Raw genomic sequence first — 22,152 nt, 5'->3', positions numbered from 1 at the left:
ATACCAGCCCCGGTATCCACCTTGCCATCACAGCTATACTTAATAAGCCATGTTTGAAACCCTCTCAGAAAAGCTACAGCGCTCCTTCAAGACCCTCCGCGGTCAAGGCACTCTCACCGACGAGAACATCAACGACGCCCTCCGCGAGATCCGCGTCGCTCTCATCGAGTCCGACGTCAACCTCGACGTCGCCAAAGACATCATCGACAAGATCCGCGACAAGGCCCTCGGCTCCCAGGTCGCCACCGCCCTCTCGCCCGCCGAACAGATCGTCAAAATCGTCCGCGACGAGCTCATCGCCACCCTCGGCACCGACACCGCCAAGTTCAAGTTCGCCTCCCAGCCCCCCACCATCATCCTCATGGCTGGCCTCCAGGGCTCCGGTAAAACCACCACCAGCGGCAAGCTCGCCCAGTGGCTCAAAAAGGGTGGCCACCGCCCCATGCTCGTCTCCGTCGACGTCTACCGTCCCGCCGCGCGCGAGCAGCTCCGCGTCGTCGCTCAATCCATCGGCGCAAAGATCTACGAAGGCGAACTGACAACGGAGAACGGACAACTAGGAACTCCGGACGTCCTCCGCCTCGCCAAAGAAGCCCGCCGCGAAGCCACCAACTCCGCCTGCAACATCCTCATCGTCGACACCGCCGGTCGCCTCGGCATCGACGAGGCCCTCATGGCCGAGATGGCCGAGCTCAAAAAGCTCCTCAACCCCTCCGAGATTCTCTTCGTCGCCGACGCCATGACCGGACAGGACGCCGTCAACTCCGCCAAGGCCTTCAATGACCGCCTCGCCATCACCGGCTCCGTCCTCACCAAGATGGACGGCGACGCCCGCGGCGGCGCTGCCCTCTCCATCCGCCAGATCACCGGCCAGCCCGTCAAGTTCCTCGGCACCGGCGAAAAGCCCGACGCCTTCGAGCCCTTCCACCCCGACCGCATCGTCTCCCGCATCCTCGGCATGGGAGACATCGCCACCCTTCTCGAGCGCGCCGAAGAAAAGCTCGATAAGTCCAAGGCCCACGCCTTCGCCACCAAGGCCCTCTCCGGCGACGGCTTCTCCCTCGAAGACTTCCGCGAGCAGCTCCGTCAGATCAAGAAGCTCGGCTCCATGCAGTCCATCATGAAGATGCTGCCCTCGGTCGGCCCCTTCGCTGGCATGCAGCAGGCCGCCAACTCCGTCGACGAGAAGCAACTCGGTCGCACCGAAGCCATCATCAACTCCATGACGATGAAGGAACGCCTCAACTCCGCCATCATCAACGGCAGCCGCCGCAAACGCATCGCCCTCGGCGCAGGCGTCCAGGTCTCCGAGGTCAACAACCTCCTGAAACAACACGCCCAGATGTCCAAGATGTTCAAAACCATGGGCGCCGGCGGAGGCAAAATGCAACAACGCCTCATGAGCCAACTAGGCGGCATGCAAAAGTTCGGACGGTAGGGCAGAATGCACGAAAGCAAAGCCAACGGATTCAGAGCACCTCTACCAAATAGCTTTCGAGGCTTGGAAATTTCAAGTCGAGACTTATTGGACACGCTCTAGCTATTTCGTTGTGTTCGAATTGGCTGCAGCCGCCGGAGTCTGGCAGGTATTCGCCGCAGGATATAGATTGAGTGCCTGTTTCGCATGCTTGGCTTCGCTTTACATGACGAGAATATGGCAACTCAATAATCAGCGCCTGTCTGAATACATTCACTTTTACTGGTATCGCTTGCAAGACATTGAGAAAACGGCAGGACATCCGATGTCACATAGAATCTTTTCCCGATGGGAGAATGAGCGCCCTCAGCGCAAGTATTCAGGTGATTACAGAAGCTATGTGAACAAGGTGCCCCTCGTTTTCTTCGCAGCGTGGACTTGGGGTATATCAGTGTTCATCTACGTGATGAGTGAAGGCTCCACCCGTTAATCACTTGGACAGCGAGGCGGGTGTCCCACATCTGAATCCCCACTACCTTGGGTGCCCCACGTCTCGCTTCTGAGACGTGGGTTCGCAGGACGCCAACTTCCTTCCACTACAACCCAGTAGGTCCCGGCTTCACCCGGGACACTAAACCAACCCCAACTCCGGGTGCCCCATCTCCGCGGCAGCTTTATCGTCACTAACGTGGGCATTCGCGCGGGTACGCGCGAACCGCTCCCACCCATACCCTGTCATCCTGAGCGGACCCTGAGCGTAGCGAAGGGGGAGCCGAAGGACCCCGACACAGCCCATCTCACCCATACCCTCCACCCATTCTCACCCTGAGGCTCGACCTTCAAGCCCCCCGCCTAAAAGCGCAACCACTCAAGTCTCAACCAACCCCCTCGCGGTTCTTCGACTGCGCCCTGCGGGCTTCGCTCAGAATGACAGTTCTGAGATGCTTTCAGAAACAACACCGCCACCCCACCCATACCCTGTCATCCTGAGCGGACCCTGAGCGTAGCGAAGGGGTAGCCGAAGGACCCCGACACCGCCCACCTCACCCGTACCCTCCACCCCATTCTCACCTGAAAGCCCGCCCTGCAAGCCCCTCGCCCAAAGCCATAAACATCCGAGTCGCACTCAACACCTTCGGGGTTCTTCGACTGCGCCCTGCGGGTTTCGCTCAGGATGACAGTTTGAGGGTTCCCAAAATGGCGCGAGAAGCCCCACGCAACATAACACCTTGATATAGCAAGCAAGAAAGAAGCTGCTAGCTTCGCTCCATGCCAGCCGGTTACACCTACATCCTGGGCAGCGCGACAGGGACGCTCTACATCGGCGTCACCAGTGACCTCTACACCCGCATCATGCAGCACAGGAACGGCACTTACGAAGGCTTTTCCAAGAAGTATGGATGCGTCCGCCTTCTCTATTACGAAAACTTCGGCGACATCCGCCTCGCCATCGCACGCGAGAAGCAACTCAAAGGCTGGCGTCGCGAAAAGAAGCTGGATCTCATCCGCACCACCAACCCCGAGTTCAAAGACCTCTCCGAAAAATACGGCTGGAAGCTCATCACTCGACACGAGCACATGAACCCCTGACCCATCCTCACCAATCCGGGCACGTCCCTACAAATCCTCAACCGGCGACAACCGCACGTAGATCGCCGCATCGCCCACACCCTGCGTGAACGTCCCCTCGGACGACCGCCAGCCATCCTTCTGCACCGTCACTGTATGCAGGTCGCCAGCGCGACCTTCCCAGTCGACCTCCGTTGGCGAAGTCCCGGCTCGCTTCCCATCCACATAGATCACCGCATCCGCGGGCTCGGCCGCGATCAGGCACCGCACATGGTGGTCCACACTCAACGCCACAGCATCGTACCCCGCAGACGCATCGTCCGCAGCAGCCGCCTCCGCAGGGAGCAGCACCAGCGCCGAAGACGCGCGCATCACGTGAATGCCCGGCTTCAGCACACCGCGGACTCGATACATCCTGCTCGTCGCCTTCACCTTCGCTTGAACGTCGACCTTTGGCTTACCCGCTGCCAAAGCACTCGAACAACCCAACGCTAACCAGAGAATCGAAAACACGCTCAACAAGCTTTTCATGTGAGGCCCGCTTTCACGAATCAGGGATGTACTGCTGTCCTTGACTCTGAAACTCCACCGCCATCCAGGCGCTTGATATAAGTTAAGTTACCCCCCAGCAGGGTGGTCCGTTTTGGGCATCGGGCGTCCCATCCTAGGCCCAGCCGCAGCCCCGTCTACTCGTCTCAGGACCCGCACCGTCCCGCTCTACGACCCCACCGTACTTCGCCGCCAGCGCATCTCACCTCTTGTGAGTCTTGTGCTGCTGCCCGAGCCAGTTCGTGAGTTTCTCCGCTGCAAGGTCCTGCGACCTCTGCTGCGCCTCCTGCGCGGCGGCGTCACCCCTCGCCGCCTGGCCTGGAGCCTCGCCGTCGGCATGATCGTCGGCATCAATCCCTCCGTCGGCGTCACCACCCTCCTGGTCGTCCTTCTCGCCTGGACCTTCAAGCTCAGCCAGACCGCCTCGCAGATCGGCACCCACCTCGTAGCCCCGTTGCACCTGCTGCTCTTCGTGCCCTTCATCGAACTCGGCGTCCACCTCTTCCATACCCGGCAGCTCCCCATGTCCAAGACCCAGTTGGAACACCTCAGCCACCATCCCCTCCGCCTCTTTCACTCCATCTGGCAATGGGAGTGGCACGCCATCATCGTCTGGGGAATCGCCGCCGTCATCCTGCTCCCCATCCTCGCCCACTTCCTCCGCCGATCTCTCGTGCTTCTGCTCCGCCGTCACGCCGCCCTCGCCCGCTCCTGACCTGTCGCGACGCCGATTCCTGTCAACCCCCTCCGGCCCCTGCAAGCGTGAAAACCCTCATCAACACTGGCGTTTTCTGCTTAAAAGAATTGCATGTTTCCTACGTCCGGCTTGATAAAATAGAACTAGAGAGTAAGTCCAAAGCCCTGTCACCACCGGGCAGATCAGCTTAACTCTCGGAAACGCACCAAAGTCCAGACCTAACCCGAACAGTCTCAAGACTTTGGATCCCAAAGTATGGGGGGGAGGGGGGGGGTACCTGCCGATACCCGGTAAACTAAACCTGATGCCTTTGCGCCCAACACAATCCGGAACTGACGACCTCCTCGTTCCGCGCCTGCAGGACCAGCTTGACACCATCACCACCAACACGCGCGGTTTAGTTCAACCCGAACGTCTCGCCATCACCGACGAAGCGGTTCAAGACCTCCTAGCTTCCGGCATCGAGTCTCAAATTCTCCCTGTCGGAGCAACAGCGCCAAGCTTCACCCTGCAAGACGCTCTGACCAAAAAGTCCGTCTCTTCCGCCGATCTGCTCGCCGTCGGAACGCTCGTCATCAAGTTATTCCGCGGCCGCTGGTGTCCGTATTGCATGACCGAACTCGAAACCTGGCAGTCGCTGTATCCGACTCTGCGTGAGCGCGGCGCTCTCTTCGTCGCCATCAGCCCGCAGATGCTGCGCCAGAACGACTTCACCGTCCAGCAGCACAACCTCACGTTCCCGGTTCTCTCCGACCCTGGAGCTCACGTCGCCGCCAGCTTCGGCGCAGCCTACAGCGTCACCGACAAAATGCGCAGCCACTATCGCAGCATCCTCATCAACATCCCTTTCCTGCATGGCGATCAAGGCGCAGACACTTGGCAGCTACCGATCGCTGCCACCTTCGTTGTCTCCCGCGAAGGCAAAGTCCTTTACTCCGAAGCGCACGCAGACCATCGCGTTCGCCCCGAGCCGCAGGAAATCCTCGCCGTTCTCTAATCCGCACTCCGCAAGCCATAATGGTTCTCGGAACCCATTCGAGGCCCTTGCATGTCCCACGCAACAATCCAGGTGATCGCAGCCGTTCTCTCCATCGCGCTGCTCACCACATTGGTCCTCAAAGCCAAGCTGCATCCGTTCCTCGCCGTGCTCTGCGCCTCGATCTTTCTTGCGCTGGCAATCCAGATGCCCGCGACCACAGCGATGACCTCGTTTACCGCTGGTGTCGGAGCCACGCTCGGCCAGGTCGCCATCGTATTGGCCCTCGGCGCAGTGCTGGGCGAGATGCTCTCCGTCTCGGGTGGCGCAGAAACCATCGCCACCACGCTTCTCACGCACGCCGGCGAGCGGGGCCTGCCTTGGGCAATGCTTCTGCTGGGCATCCTCATCGGCATGCCCGTCTTCTTCGAGGTTGGGCTGGTCTTGCTCATCCCTATTGCGCTCACAATTGCTCACCGCAGCGGCAAAGCTCCCGTCGCCATCGCCCTGCCGATGCTGGCTGGACTCTCCGTCACGCATGGCCTCATTCCGCCACATCCAGCGGCTCTGCTAGCGATGACGCTCTACCACGCAGACATCGCCAAAGGCATCCTCGTTGGACTCATCATTGGGATACCCTCCGCGGCGCTCGCCGGGCCAGTCTATCTCTGGGTCATTCGCCGCAGCGCCGTTCTTCAAAATCCGGCGCAAGGTGATGCCTCGGACAACGAACCGACACCGTTTGAGGCTCCTGCAGATGTGTCTGCAGATGCTCCTCATCCCGGTCTGCTGATGGCAGCCTCGATCACACTGCTACCGGTTTTCCTGATCCTTCTTGGCAGCCTCTCCGATCACCTGCCTTTACGCTTCGGCGCTGTCCGCATCGTTTTGCATGACGCGGGCATTCCTTCTGTAGCTCTGTTGATCGCCGTCCTCTGGAGCTTCTACGTCGTCCATCGCACACGTGGCTTCGGCATGGCGAGCATCGAGAAGTTCGCTCAGGAATCGCTCGGCCCCATGGCCGCGTTCCTTATCATCCTGGGAGCAGCCGGAGGCTTCTGCCGCATTCTGCAGGACTCGGGCATTGCGGCCACCATCGTTGCTTCGGCGATGCACGCGCATCTGCCACTGATCCTGCTCGCCTGGCTTATCGCCGCCGGCGTTCGCCTCGCCACAGGTTCAGCCACCATCGCAATGACGACCTCTGCCACCATTGTCGCCTCAGCCACTATCGGCATGGCGATCCCGCATCCTGAACTGCTGGCAATTGCCAGCGGTTCAGGCTCGCTCATCTTCTCGCACGTCAATGATGGCGGTTTCTGGATGATCAAGGGCTTCCTCAAGCTGTCGCTCAAGGAAACCTTCGCTACCTGGTCGGTAATGGAGACGATCCTTGCTGTTAGCGGGCTGATCTTCGCACTCAGCCTTTCTGCGTTCCTACCTGCCTGAGAGCAAAATCCTGCCTCCAGTCCAAACGAGCCGATTACCTATAAACACTCCGTCATCGGACAGTGGTCTAATAAATACTGTGGATCACGGAAGACCGATTCCCGGTTCCGCACCCACAAGGAGACAGCTTCAATGAGCGAGAAAGTAGCCCCTCTGTCCCAGCGCCCAGCCTGGAAAGCCCTGACTGCGCACGCCGCAACCCTCAAGCCGCAGCACCTGCGCGACCTGTTTAAGGCCGATCCGGCCCGCGGCACACGCTACACTGCCGAGGCCGATGGCATATTCCTCGACTACTCGAAGAACCGCATCACCGATGAGACGCTCAAGCTGCTCATCGAGCTCGCGGAGCAGTCCGGCCTGAAGCAGCACATCGAGGCCATGTTCACCGGCCAGAAGATCAACGTCACCGAGAACCGCTCCGTACTGCACGTTGCCCTGCGCGCGCCGAAGTCCGAATCCATCATCGTTGACGACGAGGACGTTGTTCCGGCAGTTCACGACACCCTCGACAAGATGTCCGCCTTCGCCAACAAGATCCGTTCGGGCGAATGGAAGGGCCACACCGGCAAGCGCATCAAGAACGTCATCAACATCGGCATCGGCGGCTCCGATCTCGGCCCGGTGATGGCTTATGAGGCACTGAAGCACTACTCGCAGCGCGACCTCACGTTCCTCTTTGTCTCCAATGTCGACGGCACCGACTTCGCTGAAGCCGTCCACAACCTGAACGCCGACGAGACGCTCTTCCTCATCGCTTCGAAGACCTTCACCACGCTCGAAACGATGACCAACGCGCACTCTGCACGTGACTGGTTCCTTGCCTCGGGTGCGCCTGAGTCGGAGATTGCGAAGCACTTCGCCGCGCTCTCCACGAACGAGAAGCTCGTCTCCGAATTTGGCATCGATACCGCGAACATGTTCGGCTTCTGGGACTGGGTCGGCGGCCGCTATTCGATGGATTCGGCCATCGGCCTCAGCACGATGATCGCAATCGGCCCGGACAACTTCCGTTCGATGCTCGCCGGCTTTCACGCGATGGACGTACACTTCCGCACAACTCCTCTGGAGAAGAACCTGCCGGCGTTGATGGGTCTGCTCACCGTCTGGTACACCGACTTCTTCGATGCTCAGACAGTGGCGATCCTGCCCTATGAGCAGTACCTGAAGCGCTTCCCTGCCTACCTGCAGCAGCTCACGATGGAGTCGAACGGCAAGCACGTCACGCTCGACGGCCAACACGTCGACGCCGATACCGGCCCAATTTACTGGGGCGAGCCTGGCACGAACGGCCAGCATAGCTTCTACCAGCTCATTCATCAAGGAACACGTCTGATCCCCTGCGACTTCATCGGCTTTAGCAAGTCGCTCAACGTTCTCGGTCGTCACCATGACATGCTGATGGCGAACGTCTTCGCGCAGGCAGAAGCTCTTGCCTTCGGCAAGACAGCGGAAGAGGTGAAGGCAGAAGGCGTGGCCGAAGCGCTCGTACCGCACAAGGTCTTCGAGGGCAACCGTCCTTCGAACGTGCTGCTGGCGGAGGAGCTCACGCCTGAACTGCTTGGCAAGTTGATCGCACTGTACGAGCACAACGTGTTCACGCAAGGCGTCATCTGGTCGATCGACAGCTTTGACCAGTGGGGCGTTGAGTTGGGCAAGGTGCTCGCGACGAAGATCCTCGGTGAGATCGAAGCTCCCACCGAGCCCGCGCTCACGAATCACGATACGTCCACCGCGAACCTGATCCGCCGGTATCGCTCAACGAAATAAGCAAACGATCTTTTTCAGGCGATGCCTGACTAGGCAAGAAAACGTCGAGAGCATCCAAAGGCTCTCGACGTTTTCTTGCGGAAAAGTCATTGTGCGTTTATCGTTATCGCAGGGCGGCAATCGCACTTCACTTCCGAAGTCCTTCTGCGGCCCAGGAGAACTTCGCTCATGTCGCCGTCTTCCGCTCTTCAGGCCGCTGTTCCCACATCTTCTCTATCCGCAGTTGCACCTCGCCCCAAGGTCCTGCCCGGCACCGCACTCGATCAGTACAGCGGTGACCCCAACTTCATGGCCTCGCTCGCACGTGGTCTCGTTGTCATTGAGGCGTTCACGCCGCAAACACCGCAGATGACGATCTCACAACTGAGCCTGCGCACAGGCCTCTCGCGTGCTGCAGTGCGTCGGTGCCTCTACACTTTGGTCAAGCTCGGCTTCGCCGGCGCCGATGAAAGCCAACGCTACTCGCTGCGCCCGAAGATGCTGACACTCGCGAACACTTATACCGCTTCAAGCACACTGGCGAACGCGGCACAGCCTATCCTTGAGCGCATGTCTGCGGCCTACGGTGAAAGCTTCTCCGTCGCCACGCTCGATGGCGAGCAGATCGTTTACATCGCGCGCACCAGCGTGACGCGGGTTATGTCGGTCGATCTGCACATCGGGTCGCGACTTCCCGCTTTCTGCACCAGCATGGGTCGCGTGCTGTTAGCGTACCTGCCGCAGGATCAGCTGGAGACGTATCTCGCCCGCGTCATCCTCACGCAATACACGCCGAGAACCATCAATTCGGTCGACAAGCTCCGTCTGGCTCTGCGTAACGTACGCCGCAACGGCTACGCGCTCTGCGATCAGGAGTACGAGGTTGGCCTTCGCTCGATTGCTGTTCCTGTCCACGCAGGCAATGGTCGCGTCGTCGCTACGGTGAATCTCAGCGGCCATGCTCCCCGTATGCCCATGCTGGAGATGCAGACGCGGTTCCTGCCACCGCTGCGCGCAGCCGCGGCCGAGCTCAGCGTCTTCATGCGTTAAGGGTACATTCTCGCGGCACCAACCATGGTGCAGGGCATTCAACCTCTGTCCTGTACTATGGCAGCAACTTTGCAAACATCTCATCCATCTGTCAGACTAATCCGATTTTTCGCGCTTACTGAGCTTTGCTCCTCTGCAAAGGAGCTGACGCGGTGACGGCCGATGTAGTCCCTTGCGGCATTTTGAACGTCCAAGATTTCATGCTCAAGGATGTACTTGGCAGCTTGGTTGCGGTTCTTGCCTTCTCTTCATTGCTGTATGCACCAGGATACATCGCGGCGTACGCTGTGGACCTCTTCGGCTTTCGCCGTCTTGACTTCGCTGCGCGCTCGCTCTGGGCCATTGCTTGTTCCTTCATGCTCACGCCGATCGCGGCGTACTTCGTCGGCCGTCTCTTCGGTCTGAACGGCATCGTTTGCGCCATGATCCTCTGCACGACGGGCTTCGCGCTGCTGCTTCTCTTGCGTGATGGTCGGGGAGCGTGGACAGCGAACGATCGCAGGATCACCGCGCTGCTTGCTCTCGGCTGGATAGCCTTCGCTCTTCTGATGCTGGTGGAGTTCCAGGTCGGTCATAGGCTCTACCTCAGCGTGGTGATGGCTGATCAGAGTTACCGCATCGCGTTCACGGACGCCGTCGTGCGCACTGGTATCCCTCCCGCGAACCCGCTTTACTTTTCGGGCGCGCCCGCGGCGATGCGTTACTACTACTTCTGGTATGTCCTATGCGCGGCAGTCGTAAAGTTCGCGCACGTCACTGCGCAGCAATCCTTTATCGCCAGCACCATCTGGGCCGGCTTCGGCCTTTTCACGACGGTGAAGCTCTACACCTCGCACTTCTTCCACTGGGGTCGCCGACAGCAGTGGATCGCGATGGGTCTGCTTGCCGTCACAGGTGCAGACCTTATCCCGGCACTCGGCAACGCGTTCGGTCAGCCAGCTCTCAACGGCGACATCGAATGGTGGTCCGTTGATCCGATCGACGCCTGGCCGGACTCGTTGCTCTGGGTGCCGCACCATGTCGCCAGCGTGCTCTGCTGTCTGCTTGCCTTTCTTTTTCTTTGGCGCACGCTCGAGCCGATCAGCCGCAGGTGTCGCCGCATCGCTCTCGCCATCGCAGCACTTGCCTGTGCCAGCGCCTTCGGCCTATCTGTTTACGTGGCCTTCGGCTTTGCGCTGCTCATTGCCAGCTGGATGGTCTGGATCGCAGTACGCCAATGCCCGGAGCATAAAGCTCATTGCGGACGCATCGCGACCATCACCGCCCTTAGCGCGGTTGCCCTCCTTCCCTTCCTTTATGAGCTGCTGCGTACGATGTTGCAGCCGTCCGGAACTGACGCAGTTCCTCCGCAGCACCTTTTCACCTTCAGCGTCCGGCCCATGATCGACTCCGGACTGTTGACCGACGCTCGCCCACTCGCCGCATGGAAGCAGACGCATCCACTAGTACTCGATCAGATCATACGGCTCCTGTTACTTGTCCCTGGCCTCGCAATGGAGCTTGGCCTTTACGGAGCGGCGCTGGCGCTCATCCTCCGCTCGAGGCGGCTGCGCGAAGCGATGCGGGACCGCGCCTTCGACACCTCACTCTTCTTCACAATCAGCGGCCTAATCCTATCTCTCTTACTCAGTTCGTCGGTCATCAGCAACAACGATTTCGGCTACCGCGCCGTGATGCTGCCTCAGTTCTTCCTTACGCTACTGACCGCGCAGGTTCTCGGAGCTTGGTGGGCTCCGTCAGAGTCTGCCGTCGTTACACCAACCCCCGGCAAGCGTCGGCTCTTGCTGGGGCTCCTCTACCTCGGACTCGCTGGCTCACTCTGCGGTGCAGTGCTGCTGCGCGCCTGGCAGCCGTACGTCGAACATGTCACACCGCAGCGATTCGGACAGCTCTCTCAGGACGCATTCCAGGTGCGCGAGGCCTTCGCCAACCTCCACCGCGTCGCGCGATTGGATGCCGTCGTAAGCTTCCGTCCCATCGACCCCGACCCCGATCGGCAGAACGAAGTTGTGACCGCCGATGAGCTCTACCAGCGCATGTTGGTGATGGACACCGGAAGACAGTTACTGAACGCCGAAGGCAAATGCGCCGTCCACTTTGGCGGCGACGCCTCCAAATGCAGCGCCATCCAAGCTGCCACTGCCGCGCTCTACGCGACACCAGCTCCCTCTCCCGAGGCCGCCCGGGCGTATTGCTCGCAGTTCGGCGTCTCCTATCTCGTGGTCAGCCATCACGATCCCGACTGGTCACAAACCACCGGCTGGCCGGTTACCCTGCCTGTCATAGCCCGCCAGCCCGGTCTTCGTATCCTCGGTTGCAGGGACTAGCTGTATATCCACAACGCAATGCCGGTGAAAAGGCCGAACAGCCTCGCGAAGCGATTGAAATACGCCCTTCCCGCCGCTCCGCGTCTGAACATAAAGCTTTCTAAATCTTTTAGTTAGACAAGAAAGCCCCAAACTGTGCCAACTTCAGCAACAGGTACAAAAAACAATCTGCTTGTACTCCTCCGTCACATGAGAGTCGTCTCTATCATGGAGAGAAGTGTGGGCCCCGTACGATACACTTGGCTCAAATAAATCAAACAAACCAAACAGGAAAGCGGTTCTTATCTACACGCCCAGAACTCAAACTCCCCCTGATTCCTCTCGGGAAACGCGCGCTTCCCTGCTGTCGAGACTGCTACACCAGGTCGAGAGTCCCTCCGCGTATCTGTCCCTTGTCGTTCTTGCAGCCCTCGTACTTCGCTTGGTCGTCGTCTTTTTCGTCGTGCATGATTCCAGTCACACGGTGAACGACAACAACTTCGGATGGGAGAGCTGGGAGATGGGCTGGACGGCCCGCAGCATCTTTCTGGGCAAAGGGTTCAGTTCGCCATTTCTTCCGCAGACCGGTCCTACGGCCCTGGTCCCGCCGCTTTATCCATATCTGATTGCCTTTTCTTTCAAGCTCTTTGGCTTCTGGACTTCGGCGGCTGCGGCGGCTGTGCTCAGCTTTAATGCCGTCTGCTCAGCACTGACCTGCATCCCGCTTTTCCTACTGGTCCGCAACACTCTGAACGAACGCGTCGGCCGAATCGTTGCGCTCGCGTGGGCGATTTATCCGTTTGCCATTTACTTTTCGGCTAGCCGCGTGTGGGATTACGCCCTTACCGGCCTGCTCTTCACCACCTGCCTGCTGATCGCGCAGAGCGTTCACCTGCGCTCGGCATGGGCGTGGCTCGGATTTGGTCTGCTCTACGGCGTGGCCGTACTTTCTAACCCGTCGATCACGACTCTGCTGCCGGTCTTCCTGCTGATTGCGATCATCAAGATGCATTCGGCCCGCAAGCCGTGGCTCAAGAAGACTGCGCTGGCGCTGGTGGGCTTCGTGCTCGTCTGCACGCCATGGCAGATCCGCAACTACCGCGTGATGCACGCAAACTTCTTTATCCGTGATGGCTTTGCCCTTGAGGCCTACGCGGGCAACAATGGCGACACAACCGCGTCAAATTCTGCCTTTGCACACCCCGCCAGCAATCCTGTGGAGATGGAAAAGTACCAGACGATGGGCGAAATCGCCTACATGCAGCAGAAGCACGATCTATTCATCGCCTTCATGAAGCAGCATCCCGGCTTCGTCGCTGTCGCCACCGTGCGCCGCATCGTTCGCTTTTGGCTGGGCTACTGGTCGTTCAGCCCAAGCTACCTCAAGTACGAGCCCTTCGATCTGCCAAACGTGCCGTTCTGTATGTTCCTTTGCTTCTTCGTCTACAAGGGACTAAGGCGCTGGTGGAAGCAGGACCGCAAGGCGGTCGTGCCCTACCTTATGGCGATGGCGATCTTCCCGCTGCCCTACTACCTTACGCACAGTTCCATGGACTATCGCCAGCCTCTGGAGCCGATGATGATCCTTCTGGTTTCGATAGGCCTGTTCGGAACGGCACCCGCATGGGAGCCTGCCACCGAAACAGATTCGGAAGAGGATCTGGACGACGAATTTGTACTCGCATAAATAAAACCAAACATGAAAAAGCCCCGCATTTGCGGGGCTTTTTCATGTTTACGCATCGCCTTCCACAACGTGTACGCGGCATTACAAAACTCTTACACAAAGGTCCTCTCGCAAGCCGTATGGTTACCGATAGAAGCTTTACCAAGGAACTCGATACCAATATGAACTCCACGCTACAGACGATCGAAAATCCCGCCGCCGACGTTGCCACAGCCGACCCGCTTGCAGCCGTCAAAGAGACCACACAGCGCATCAAGCAGGATCTGCGCATGGGCCGTGAGCATCAGCAGGGTCGCATCAACTGGATCACGACGATCGCCATGGGCCTGTTCCATGTCGGCGCGATCGCTGCGCTTTTCTTCTTCAGCTGGAAGAACCTTGCTGCCGGCGTCATCATGTATTTCCTCGCGATCAACGTAGGCATCGGCATGTGCTACCACCGCCTGCTCACACACCGCGGCTACAAGGTCCCGGCATGGATGGAGTTCATCCTGAGCGCCTGTGGCACCCTGGCTCTCGAAGGTGGACCGATCTTCTGGGTCGCGACCCACCGCGTTCATCATCAGAACTCCGACCAGGAAGGCGATCCTCACACCCCGCATGACGGCACCTGGTGGGCACACGCTGGCTGGATTCTCTCGGGTCGCGCGCTTCATTCAGAAACCGCTCTGCTGGGTCGCTACGCTCCCGACCTTACCCGCAGCCCCATGCAGGTCTGGCTGTCCAAGTACCACTGGCTGCCGCTGACCGTCGCAGGCGTCCTGCAGATTGCCATCGGCGCTGCCCTGGCTCCCTCGGGTCACCGCTTCGTCGGCGGCCTCGGTATGCTGCTCTGGGGCACGTTCCTGCGCACCACGCTCGGTCTGCATGCTACCTGGCTCGTGAACTCGGCTACGCACCTCTGGGGTTCGCGCCGCTTCGAAACCAAGGATGACTCGCGCAACAGCTGGTGGGTCGCGCTCCTTACCGGCGGCGAAGGCTGGCACAACAACCATCACGCTCATCCGGTCAGCGCGCGCCACGGCCTGGCCTGGTACGAGTTCGACATCAACTACTACGGCATCTGGCTCATGGAAAAAATCGGTCTCGCAAAGAAAGTGCAGATCGCCAAGTTCGACCCCATGGATCCGAAGCCCGCAGGCGTATAAAGCAACCTGATCCGCAAGCACAAAGGCCGCTCATCTCGAGCGGCCTTTGTGCTTCTCTTCCCTCCTCTACCCTCTCTCCTCTATCCTCTGTACTTATGAACCTCACACGCCGCCGCGGGTCGAAAGCGTTTTTCATCACGCTCGGTGTATGCCTCACGGCTCTTGCGATCACACTGAACATCACATGGATCCATAACAACAGCCGTCGCTTAGCCATTGACCTGCTCGGTGTCCTGCTCTTCAGCATCCTCATCGCAGGCGTTGTACTGAATACCGTCTTCCTGGTCCGCGAAATCCGGCGCAACGAGCGACAGGACAGCTTCCTCAACGCCGTCACACACGAGCTGAAGACCCCCATCGCCAGCATTCGACTTTATCTCGACACCCTCGGTCGCCGACAAGTCGATGAGGAGCAGCGGCAGCGCTTTTACGCCATTATGCGTGAGGACACCGACCGCCTGCTTGGCACCGTTGAGACAGTCCTCAAGGCTGGCGAACTTGGCCAGCGACAGCGTGCCGACCAGCGCAATCGCATTGAACTGCACCCGCTCTTAGCCAATTGCATCTCCACGGTCATCAACCGTCATCACCTGGCTCCCGATGCCATTTCGCTCGCGCCCGTCCCCGGCGACGTTCGACTGTACGTGCTCGGCAATCTCGAAGACCTGCGGACGGCGATCCTCAACCTGCTAGACAATGCGGTGAAGTATTCACCGAACGGCGTCAACATTGAGTGCCGCGTCGGCATCGAACGCTACACCTGGGTCGTACTTTCCATCACCGACTCAGGCCTTGGCATCGCCTCCCGAGACCTCAACCGCATCTTCAAACGCTTCTACCGCGCCTCCTCCAACGATCTCGTTAAGATCAAGGGTACCGGTCTCGGGCTCTTCCTCGTGCGCACCATCGCGAGGCAACACGGCGGCAGTATCCGAGCGCTCAGCGAAGGTCCGGGTAAAGGGTCTACCATGTTGCTTAAACTGCCGCTCTATATTCCGAGCGAAACCTCACCGCCCTCATGAACCTTTACCTGCTTTGGAAGTTCTTCGCGCTCGCATTCAGCGCCCTGCTACCACTGGTCAACCCTCTGGGATCGGCCCTGATCTTCGTCGGTGTCGTCGGCCCAGCCAGCATCGGTGCTTATCGTTCGTTGGCCCGGCGCATCGCGATCAACACTCTTGGCTTCTTCCTCATCGTTGAAATCGTTGGTTCGGCAGTCCTCAACTTCTTCGGCATCTCTCTTCCCATCGTGCAGGTTTCGGGTGGACTTGTCATCGCAGCGATGGGTTGGGGGCTTTTGAATCAGAAGGACAGCGACACCAGCGAGAAGAAGGTCGAGATCAAGGATGACGATATGGAGTTGAGTCACACGCTCTCCGAAAAGACCTTCTACCCGTACACCTTCCCACTCACCGTCGGCCCAGGTTCACTGGTCGTTACTCTAACGCTGAGCGCCCAGGCCACTCAACATACGTTGACGATGAGCTTGATTGCTCATGCAGGTATCCTGCTTGCTGCTCTACTCATGGCAGTTGCCGTATATTTTTGCTACTCCAATGCGCCACGGATCACACAAGCGATATCGCCCTCGACGGCCCACGGCATCCTGCGCGTCGTCGCCTTTTTCCTGCTCTGCATCGGCGTACAGATTGCGTGGAACGGTCTCAGCGCGCTGCTTACACCGCTTCTGAAATTGGCCTGAGAAGATCATGACCTCCACCCCTGCACTCATTGCCGTGATTGAAGACGAAGAGCACCTCGCACAGGGTCTGCTCTTCAACCTGCAGGCCGAAGGCTACGGCACCCACCACGAAGCTGACGGCGATAGCGCTTTGTCCTGGCTGCTCGAAGTCACCGACCCGAACTCATCGCATTTCGCCCCACCGGCAGCCATCCTGCTCGACGTTATGCTGCCGGGCCGCGACGGATTCTCCATCGTGCAAGCCCTCCGCGATGCCGGCCGCTATACCCCGGTTCTTTTGCTGACGGCACGGGGCCGCGCGGAGGATGTCGTCGAAGGCTTCACGGCTGGTGCCGACGACTATCTGCCGAAGCCCTTCGACCTGAACGTGCTTTTTGCTCGACTTTCTGCCCTGCTGCGTCGCATGTCGTGGCAGGCTCCCGCATTGGCCGCTCCCGCTGTCAAGGAAGACGCACCTGCCTTCGCGCTCAATGGACGCACAATCGATTTCGAGGCATTGGAGATCACCACACCCGACAAGGTTATCCATTTGACACTGATGGAAGCCGACCTCTTGCGGTATCTGCTCGATCATCCGGACCGCATCATTCCGCGCAAGGAATTACTGGAAAACGTGTGGCGCGTAAAGGAAGACACCGACACCCGCGCTATCGACAACTTCATTGTCCGCCTGCGCCGGTACCTCGAAACTGATCCAGCCAAACCCGTTCATTTGGTCACGGTGCGCGGTATCGGGTATCGCTTCGTGCCTGAACTGTAAAGTTTTGACCTCGCCCGCGTATCTCGAAGCGAGACGTGCGAGCCAGATCCATTTTCTACCCCGAGGCATCTAATCCGTATGTCGACTCTTACGCTCCAGATCGAGAACATGCACTGCGGTGCCTGCGTCCGGCGTGTTTCTGACGCTCTGAACTCGCTGCCCAACACCCACGCCGAAGAGGTCAGCATCGGTGCCGCACGCATCGTCACCGATGCAACGCCGGCCCAGGTGCAGCAGGCGCTCATCGCTGCAGGTTACCCTGCAGTCTTCGATCCGGAAATCCTGTGAACCGGCAGACGCTGCAGATCTCCGGCATGAGCTGTGCGGCCTGCCAGATTCATGTGCAGAAGGCGCTCCAGGCAGTTCCCGGAGTAGAGTCTGCCAACGTCAACCTGATGGCCCACACCGCGCAGATCGACTCTTCTGTGCCGGTCGACAGCGACCTGCTCATAAAAGCTGTTCGCAGCTCAGGCTATGAGGCTGCGGTCCCGGCAAGCAAGAGTAGCGCGATGTCGGATATGCACGACTCGATGGACATGGAAATGGACGGCACCCATTTAGGCATTCGCACCGTCCTTGCACTCGTCGCCGGAGCCGTTGCCATGATGCTGTCCATGCCGCTGATGATGGACCAGCCTGCTACCTCCGATCCGCTCCTTGCTGCTGCCACGCGCGTGCTTTCTCCGCTCATGCCCGCAGCTTTGATGACTCTGCCGGCGCAGCCGCTCCGATGGATACTTTGCGTGCTCGCGCTCGGCACCATGCTCTTCGCCGCTCCGGAGATCTACTCCGCAGCTTGGCGCGCCGCTCGTCATCGCGCCACCAACATGAATACCCTTGTGGCGCTCGGAACGCTCGCCGCCCTCGCCTCGTCGCTCGTAGCGACGGTTGCACCAGCAGCCTTCGCTCGCAACGGCATCACAGCCGACGTTTACTACGAGGCTGTGGTCCTCATCCTCGCCTTTTTGCTCACCGGCCGCTGGCTCGAATCCCGCGCCCGCAGCCGAGCCACCGCAGCCCTGCGAGGTTTCGCACGTCTACAGCCGTCTGACGCGCGACTGCTCAACCTGCCCGCAAACCCCACATCGCAGCAATACACCACCGCACCAGAGAAGAAGCTGCCACTCGACGCGATCGCGGTTGGTGACATCCTCCGCGTGCTTCCCGGTGACCGCATCCCACTGGACGCCACGATTCTCTATGGGCGCAGCTCGATCGACGAGTCGATGCTCACGGGCGAGCCGGTGCCCGTCACACGCACGACCGACGAACGTGTCTACTCCGGTACGCTCAACCTCGATGGAGCGCTCATCGTACAAGCCACTGCTATCGGATCCGCCTCCACGCTCGCGCAGATCGAGCAACTGTTAAACGAAGCGCAATCCAGCCGCGCGCCCATGCAGCGCCTGGCCGACCGAGCCAGCGCGATCTTCGTGCCTACCGTGCTCGCGCTCGCAGCGATCACCTTCACAGCATGGGCGATTATCGCCAACACGCACGGTCATCACGAAGGCTACGCACGTGCCTTCGCCATCGCGATCGCGGTCCTCATCATCGCCTGCCCCTGCGCCATGGGACTTGCCGTACCGGCCGCGATCACTGTCTCCATCGGTCGTGCTGCCCAGGCAGGGCTGCTGATCAAAGGAGGCGAGTCCCTCGAACGACTCGCCTCCATCGACACCATAGCGCTCGATAAAACAGGCACGCTTACCCTCGGTCGGCCAACCATCGCTGGCTTCGTCAGAGTCTCCACGGCCGCGCTTGATGAACACACACTCCTCGCTTACGCAGCGGCGCTCGAGCGCCTCACGACGCACCCGCTTGCAAATGCGGTTGTCGACTTTTCGGAGCAGCGTCACGATCTCCCCGCAGCACCCGCCGTGGAAGGTCTGCGCGTCCTCCCCGGCACAGGACTCACCGCTACCATCGCGGGCAAGACGGTCGCTATCGGAAACGCCTCGCTTCTCGGAACGGCACCTCCGTTGGAGCTAAACGCGCCGGAGCATCTCAGCCTGGCAACGCCTCTGTACCTTATCCTCGATGGCGTACCTCAGGCGGCCTTCTTCGCCACCGACGACCTCCGCCCCAGCACCGCAGAGGCGATCACACAGCTGCGAGCACTCCACATCCGCCCGCTCGTCCTCACGGGAGATACCGCGGCGGCCTCCAGCTCAATCGCAAAAGAAGCAGGCATCTCCAAAGCCACCGACATCCAGGCGCACCTACTGCCAGCGCAGAAGCTCGAAGCCATCCGTGGCCTCCAGTCGCAGGGCCACAAGGTGGCCATGGTCGGCGACGGCATCAACGACGCGGCCGCGCTCGCACAGGCCGACGTGGGCTTTGCGATGCCCTCCGGAACCGATCTCGCCCGGGAAGCAGGGGAGATCCTTCTGCTGCATCCTGATCTGCGCTTGCTCTCCACGGCAGTACGACTTGCGCGGCGCACCACGCACATCATGCGCCAGAACCTCGGCTGGGCGCTTATTTACAACGCGCTCGGTCTGCCCATCGCCGCGGGTGTGCTCTATCCCCACTTCCACATCCTGCTCAGTCCCATCCTCGCCAGCATGGCGATGGCACTGAGCTCCGTCAGCGTGCTCGCCAACTCGCTGCGCCTTCGCCGCTTGCATCCGGCCTGACAGCCTGACCGCGATACACTATCCCTACCGCTTGTTCGCGGACTGACCAGTGCGCATCTTTACACGCTACATACTCCGCGAAATCACCGGCTACGCCCTTCTCGGGGGCGTTCTCTTTACCTTCATCCTGTTCATGCGCTATCTGCTCCCCCTGATGGAGCTCTTCGTTCGAGGTGTCGCCTCGCCCGCCGATCTGCTGCGCCTCATCGGCTATCTGCTACCCGCGTTCTTCACTGTCACGATTCCAATGTCTGTCCTGATCGGCATCCTGCTCGGCCTCAGCCGTCTTGCCTCCGACAGCGAAATTACGGCCATGCGTGCAAGCGGCGTCGGTATCCTTGCCTTCGTTCGGATCGTCAGCGTCTTCGCGATCGTATCGTGGGGCATCGGCCTGGCAAACTCGCTGGTCGTCGCGCCACGCGCCGCGCAGGCGCTGCTCGACTATGAAGTGCAGGCCAAGTCCTCGCAGGCAACAGTTCAGGTGCAGCCGCGCGTCTTCTATGAAGACTTCAAGAACTACGTTCTCTACGCTCAGGATGTGATCCCCGGCGCCAATGGCACAGCCATCTGGAAGCACGTCTTCCTCGCCGACCTGACCAAGCCGGCAACACCGCACATCATCACCTCGAACGAGGCCACAGTCCTCAGCGGCGGCGCACAGACGCTCCGCATCCAGCTCGCCGATGGCAGTCGCCACGACATCTCAGCCTCCGATCCCGATCAGTACGACGTCTCCGCATTTGACTCCACGGAACTGCCCATCCAGACCGGCCAGCAGGAGGAAGATTCGCACCTGAGCCGTCGCGATACGCCGCTGCAGGCACTTGGCACCGTCGAACTCTTCCATCTCATTCACGGTTCCAAGCCCACCGACGAGCGGACCTACCGCATCGAGCTGCATCGCCGTTTCAGCTTCCCCACTGCATGTCTCGTGTTGATGCTCGTCGGCGTGCCGCTCGGGCTATCGTCCAAACGTGGCGGTAAAGGCACTGGCTTTGTCGTCACGCTCGCGCTCGTCTTCATCTATTACTTCCTGTCGATCATCGGTACCGCGCTTGCACGGCAAGATAAAGTGCCGGAGTTCCTTGGCGTCTGGGGAGCGAACATCATCTTCACCATCGCGGGCCTTCTGCTGATCCAGCAGATGTCACGCGGCGGTTTCGCGGTCAATCTCGTCGGCAGTGTCGGAGCCAGCTTCACCGCTCTCATAGAGAAGCTGGGCCGCAAGCGCTCACAGAATCTGCAGACACTCGGACGCGGCGCGTTAATGCAGCGGATTCGTCGCTCGCTACGCATCCGCTTTCCCCTTATCCTCGACGAATATGTGATGGGCAGCTTCTTGCGCAACTTCGCGCTGGTGCTGTTAACCCTGGTCAGCCTCTTCGTGATCTTCACCTTCTTCGAGCTCATCGGCGACATCATTCGTAACCGCACGCCGCTCGTCACGGTCGGCGATTACTTACTGAATCTCATTCCGTTCATCCTCAACAACGTCACGCCTGTCTGCTCGCTGGTCGCGGTGCTCATCACCTTTGGAGCTCTTAGCCGCACCAGCGAGATGACGGCTATGAAGGCTACGGGAACGAGTCTCTATCGGATCGTCGCGCCCGCGCTCGTCGTCGCTGCCCTGCTCTCCGCAGCACTCTTCGTCTTCGACGAGACCTATCTCCCCGATGCCAATCGACGCCAGGAAGCACTACTGTCTGTCATCAAGGGCAAGCCTGCGCAGACCTTCCTGCGACCGGACCGCAAATGGATGTCCGGCGAGACAGGCGGTTCGCAGACGGAACCCACGCGCATCTTCTATTACCAGTTCTTCGACGCCGACCGGAACGTCTTCGCGAATATCACCGTGTTCGAGTTCCATCCCGGCAACTTCGACCACCTGTCAGGACGCATCTATGCGAACAGCGCGCACTGGGATGCTAAAGCCAATGCGTGGGTCTTCGAGAATGGTTGGCAGCGCACCTTCCTGCCCGATGGACGACTGGACAACTACCGCACCTTCTCCACCAGTACCTTCGCTGAAGTCCACGAGCAACCCGGTTACTTCAAGAAGGAGGACCGCCAGTCGCAGGAGATGTCGTACACCGAGCTCTCCAGCTACATCACCGACCTGCGCCAGAGCGGCTTTGATACGACGCGTCTGCGCGTTGCGCTGGACCGCAAGATCGCCTATCCGCTCATCACGTTCGTGATGGCGATCCTCGCCGTGCCGTTCTCGCTCTCGTCCGGCAAACGTGGCAGCCTGACTGGCATGGCGACTGCGATTGGCGTGGCGATTGCTTATTGGGTGATCGGAGGCATCTTCGAGAACCTGGGCAATGTGAACTCATTGCCTGCGGTGCTGGCGGCGTGGTCGCCTGATCTGCTGTTTGCGATGGTGGGAAGCTATCTACTCCTGCGAACTCCGACCTAGTGCCTCGCAACGATGCGTCACGCTACACTATTTACGAC

The 22,152-nt window shown here is 59.8% G+C and carries 18 protein-coding genes; 17 read left to right on the top strand and 1 reads right to left on the bottom strand.

Going from position 1 to position 22,152, the window contains the following annotated elements:
* The first annotated feature begins 49 nt into the window (after positions 1–49).
* From ffh to OHL14_RS14085, 3 genes are all read left to right on the top strand, one after another.
* Positions 50–1,438 (top strand): signal recognition particle protein, encoded by a 1,389-nt coding sequence (ffh, locus tag OHL14_RS14090; protein ID WP_263379991.1) that lies wholly within the window; start codon positions 50–52, stop codon positions 1,436–1,438.
* A 49-nt stretch (positions 1,439–1,487) separates the two neighbouring features.
* Entirely contained in the window at positions 1,488–1,907 is a 420-nt protein-coding gene (locus OHL14_RS20305) for a RipA family octameric membrane protein (RefSeq protein ID WP_449727809.1), read from the top strand.
* Between the two features lie 779 nt (positions 1,908–2,686).
* On the top strand, positions 2,687–3,007 hold the full coding sequence (locus OHL14_RS14085) for a GIY-YIG nuclease family protein (protein ID WP_263379990.1): 321 nt from the start codon (positions 2,687–2,689) through the stop codon (positions 3,005–3,007).
* A 27-nt stretch (positions 3,008–3,034) separates the two neighbouring features.
* On the opposite strand, the gene OHL14_RS14080 is transcribed toward OHL14_RS14085, so the two are convergent.
* Positions 3,035–3,517, bottom strand: coding sequence for a PEGA domain-containing protein (locus OHL14_RS14080; protein ID WP_263379989.1), 483 nt, complete (start codon positions 3,515–3,517; stop codon positions 3,035–3,037).
* Positions 3,518–3,629: 112 nt separating this feature from the next.
* On the opposite strand from OHL14_RS14080, the gene OHL14_RS14075 reads away from it, so the two are divergent.
* From OHL14_RS14075 to OHL14_RS14010, 14 genes are all read left to right on the top strand, one after another.
* Positions 3,630–4,250 carry a DUF2062 domain-containing protein gene (locus OHL14_RS14075; RefSeq protein WP_263379988.1) on the top strand — a complete coding sequence of 207 codons (621 nt, stop codon included), beginning with the start codon at positions 3,630–3,632 and terminating at the stop codon, positions 4,248–4,250.
* Between the two features lie 286 nt (positions 4,251–4,536).
* Positions 4,537–5,229 carry a peroxiredoxin-like family protein gene (locus OHL14_RS14070; RefSeq protein ID WP_263379987.1) on the top strand — a complete coding sequence of 231 codons (693 nt, stop codon included), beginning with the start codon at positions 4,537–4,539 and terminating at the stop codon, positions 5,227–5,229.
* Between the two features lie 51 nt (positions 5,230–5,280).
* Positions 5,281–6,657, top strand: a complete 1,377-nt coding sequence (locus tag OHL14_RS14065) for a GntP family permease (protein ID WP_263379986.1) — start codon at positions 5,281–5,283, stop codon at positions 6,655–6,657.
* Positions 6,658–6,789: 132 nt separating this feature from the next.
* Entirely contained in the window at positions 6,790–8,424 is a 1,635-nt protein-coding gene (gene pgi / locus OHL14_RS14060) for a glucose-6-phosphate isomerase (RefSeq protein WP_263379985.1), read from the top strand.
* A 168-nt stretch (positions 8,425–8,592) separates the two neighbouring features.
* Positions 8,593–9,453, top strand: a complete 861-nt coding sequence (locus OHL14_RS14055) for an IclR family transcriptional regulator domain-containing protein (protein WP_263379984.1) — start codon at positions 8,593–8,595, stop codon at positions 9,451–9,453.
* 152 nt (positions 9,454–9,605) lie between these two features.
* Positions 9,606–11,780, top strand: coding sequence for a hypothetical protein (locus tag OHL14_RS14050; RefSeq protein ID WP_263379983.1), 2,175 nt, complete (start codon positions 9,606–9,608; stop codon positions 11,778–11,780).
* Between the two features lie 442 nt (positions 11,781–12,222).
* The gene (locus OHL14_RS14045) at positions 12,223–13,446 is read left to right on the top strand and encodes an ArnT family glycosyltransferase (protein WP_263379982.1); all 1,224 of its coding nucleotides are present in this window, start codon (positions 12,223–12,225) and stop codon (positions 13,444–13,446) included.
* Positions 13,447–13,607: 161 nt separating this feature from the next.
* Positions 13,608–14,594: an acyl-CoA desaturase gene (locus OHL14_RS14040; protein WP_396271394.1), complete on the top strand. Its 987-nt coding sequence runs from the start codon at positions 13,608–13,610 to the stop codon at positions 14,592–14,594.
* A 95-nt stretch (positions 14,595–14,689) separates the two neighbouring features.
* A complete protein-coding gene (locus OHL14_RS14035) occupies positions 14,690–15,616 on the top strand; it encodes a sensor histidine kinase (protein WP_263379981.1) in 927 nt (308 codons plus the stop codon).
* Positions 15,613–16,296: a MarC family protein gene (locus OHL14_RS14030; RefSeq protein ID WP_263379980.1), complete on the top strand. Its 684-nt coding sequence runs from the start codon at positions 15,613–15,615 to the stop codon at positions 16,294–16,296. The genes OHL14_RS14035 and OHL14_RS14030 overlap by 4 nt, the downstream gene beginning before the upstream one ends.
* Positions 16,297–16,303: 7 nt before the next feature.
* Positions 16,304–17,056: a response regulator transcription factor gene (locus OHL14_RS14025; RefSeq protein WP_263379979.1), complete on the top strand. Its 753-nt coding sequence runs from the start codon at positions 16,304–16,306 to the stop codon at positions 17,054–17,056.
* A gap of 78 nt (positions 17,057–17,134) precedes the next feature.
* Positions 17,135–17,344 (top strand): heavy-metal-associated domain-containing protein, encoded by a 210-nt coding sequence (locus OHL14_RS14020; RefSeq protein ID WP_263379978.1) that lies wholly within the window; start codon positions 17,135–17,137, stop codon positions 17,342–17,344.
* A complete protein-coding gene (locus tag OHL14_RS14015) occupies positions 17,341–19,695 on the top strand; it encodes a heavy metal translocating P-type ATPase (protein WP_263379977.1) in 2,355 nt (784 codons plus the stop codon). Before OHL14_RS14020 ends, OHL14_RS14015 begins: the two co-directional genes overlap by 4 nt.
* Positions 19,696–19,744: 49 nt before the next feature.
* The gene (locus OHL14_RS14010; RefSeq protein WP_263379976.1) at positions 19,745–22,114 is read left to right on the top strand and encodes an LptF/LptG family permease; all 2,370 of its coding nucleotides are present in this window, start codon (positions 19,745–19,747) and stop codon (positions 22,112–22,114) included.
* The last annotated feature ends 38 nt before the right edge of the window (positions 22,115–22,152 follow it).

The sequence above is a fragment of the Granulicella paludicola genome (assembly GCF_025685545.1).
Lineage (GTDB): Bacteria > Acidobacteriota > Terriglobia > Terriglobales > Acidobacteriaceae > Granulicella > Granulicella paludicola.
The sequence above is the reverse complement of the archived record's forward strand: the minus strand, read 5'-3'. Positions and strand labels throughout refer to the sequence as shown.

Excerpts from the sequence above, each read along its gene's own strand:
- OHL14_RS14025 (WP_263379979.1), top strand. The coding sequence starts at position 16,304 with ATGACCTCCACCCCTGCACTCATTGCCGTGATTGAAGACGAAGAGCAC.
- OHL14_RS14065 (WP_263379986.1), top strand. The coding sequence starts at position 5,281 with ATGTCCCACGCAACAATCCAGGTGATCGCAGCCGTTCTCTCCATCGCG.
- OHL14_RS14055 (WP_263379984.1), top strand. The coding sequence starts at position 8,593 with ATGTCGCCGTCTTCCGCTCTTCAGGCCGCTGTTCCCACATCTTCTCTA.
- OHL14_RS14020 (WP_263379978.1), top strand. The coding sequence starts at position 17,135 with ATGTCGACTCTTACGCTCCAGATCGAGAACATGCACTGCGGTGCCTGC.
- pgi (WP_263379985.1), top strand. The coding sequence starts at position 6,790 with ATGAGCGAGAAAGTAGCCCCTCTGTCCCAGCGCCCAGCCTGGAAAGCC.
- OHL14_RS14085 (WP_263379990.1), top strand. The coding sequence starts at position 2,687 with ATGCCAGCCGGTTACACCTACATCCTGGGCAGCGCGACAGGGACGCTC.
- OHL14_RS14070 (WP_263379987.1), top strand. The coding sequence starts at position 4,537 with ATGCCTTTGCGCCCAACACAATCCGGAACTGACGACCTCCTCGTTCCG.
- OHL14_RS14030 (WP_263379980.1), top strand. The coding sequence starts at position 15,613 with ATGAACCTTTACCTGCTTTGGAAGTTCTTCGCGCTCGCATTCAGCGCC.
- OHL14_RS14035 (WP_263379981.1), top strand. The coding sequence starts at position 14,690 with ATGAACCTCACACGCCGCCGCGGGTCGAAAGCGTTTTTCATCACGCTC.
- ffh (WP_263379991.1), top strand. The coding sequence starts at position 50 with ATGTTTGAAACCCTCTCAGAAAAGCTACAGCGCTCCTTCAAGACCCTC.
- OHL14_RS14040 (WP_396271394.1), top strand. The coding sequence starts at position 13,608 with ATGAACTCCACGCTACAGACGATCGAAAATCCCGCCGCCGACGTTGCC.
- OHL14_RS14080 (WP_263379989.1), bottom strand. The coding sequence starts at position 3,517 with ATGAAAAGCTTGTTGAGCGTGTTTTCGATTCTCTGGTTAGCGTTGGGT.